This window comes from Romboutsia sp. 13368, assembly GCF_018336475.1.
Taxonomy (GTDB): Bacteria; Bacillota; Clostridia; order Peptostreptococcales; family Peptostreptococcaceae; genus Romboutsia.
The window spans coordinates 178,767-180,431 of the sequence record NZ_CP048741.1 but is presented as its reverse complement, the minus strand read 5'-3'; the positions used below and the strand labels follow the sequence as shown (position 1 = coordinate 180,431).

The window sequence follows — 1,665 nt, the reverse complement described above, 5'->3', positions numbered from 1 at the left end:
AAATACTCCTTATTAATTTATAGTAATAGTCATTTAATATATTTTTACTTATGTTAAATATATCTGTAATTTTATTGCATCTGATGTTTCACATAACCTTTAATTAGATACATATGATTCATATTAGTTGCAAATATTATTCCTATTACAATAACTATGCTTGTTCTTAATTAAACATGTCTATTTTATTTGGTTCATAATGGGTATATGTATTAGATATAATACTTATAAATAGGTTGGCTTATTTTTAAATTTAGAATTTAATATAATATTTCTTTAATACGTTTACTATACTTATATATTGAATTTATACAGTACATCTTAAAGCTAACCTCTTCCTTGAGATTTAGATTTAAGATGTATTGTATCCTATTTTAAAAATATTTTAACTTACAATCTTTAAGCTGTCGATTTCTGTAACTTCATCTAAAATTTTTGATAAAAGATAATTAAAAANYKGGSYTTTATTATAYGTTTACTATACTTATATATTGAATTTATACAGTACATCTTAAAGCTAACCTCTTCGTTGAGATTTAGATTTAAGATGTATTGTATCCTATTTTAAAAATATTTTAACTTGCAATCTTTAAGCTCTCGATTTCTGTAACTTCATCTAAAATTTTTGATAAAAGATAATTAAAAACAGGACTTTTATTATTATCAATTTCCCAATTTAGATTGTCCACATCATACATTTCTTTGATTCTTAAATAATTATAATCACTTAAATATAATTCTTCATCTAAAAGCTCTATAGACTTCATATGATGATTTATTTCTTTATATGATGAAATTTCAGCTTTAACAGCTTCTATATCTATACTACTTTTACTAAATTTAATTTCATCATTTAATTTAGAATATATATTTTCTAACTTAGCTATTTTTCTTCTTAACTTATCTCTCTCAAAACTTTTATTATCTACTATTCCTGACTTAATACATTCTCTAACAACTATCTTAGCATTTTCTAGGCTCTTATCTGTTATTTCACAATAATCAGGTCTTGCTAATATATAATTTATAACAATACCTATTGCAACCCCTACAGATGTATCTATAACTCTACTTATTGCATAATGTGCTGGTGTAGAGTCTATTATTCCTAAATGTACTAGTAAGAATGTAACAGCAGAAACAACTATCCCTGATTTAATGTCTAATGTTGTACATATATATATACTAGCCATTATCCCAAGTCCAGCTATTATTGGGTTTCCAGGATTAATTAATACACATAAAAATCCTACTAATCCACCTATAAAAGTTCCTAGAACTCTATTAAATCCTAACTTAAATGAACCTTTTACCGTATCTTGTACTGATACTACACATCCAACTCCAGCATACATTGGATTATGTACTAAGTATCGTGCTAATAAGGTACAAACTGCAACAGCTATACCTGTCTTAATAGTCCTCATTCCAATCTTTTGTAACTTCACCTTATTCCTCCTAATGATATAATTCCTTTGACAACTATTTTATTTTACTATAAGAATCTAAATAATTCATTTAAATATTTTTATTATATTACTTTTTATTCACTCTAAATTTTTACTCAGAATTTTATTGCTATATATTTCTAAATTTATAGTTATAAATAGAAGATACCAGATATATATCTGGTATCTTCTATTTATATAAGTATTTATTATATTA

At 24.1% G+C, this 1,665-nt stretch carries 1 protein-coding gene; it reads right to left on the bottom strand.

The features are described from left to right. Nucleotides 1–575: 575 nt before the first annotated feature. Nucleotides 576–1,448, bottom strand: coding sequence for an FUSC family protein (locus G3997_RS00780; protein ID WP_296646580.1), 873 nt, complete (start codon nucleotides 1,446–1,448; stop codon nucleotides 576–578). Nucleotides 1,449–1,665 lie beyond the last annotated feature (217 nt).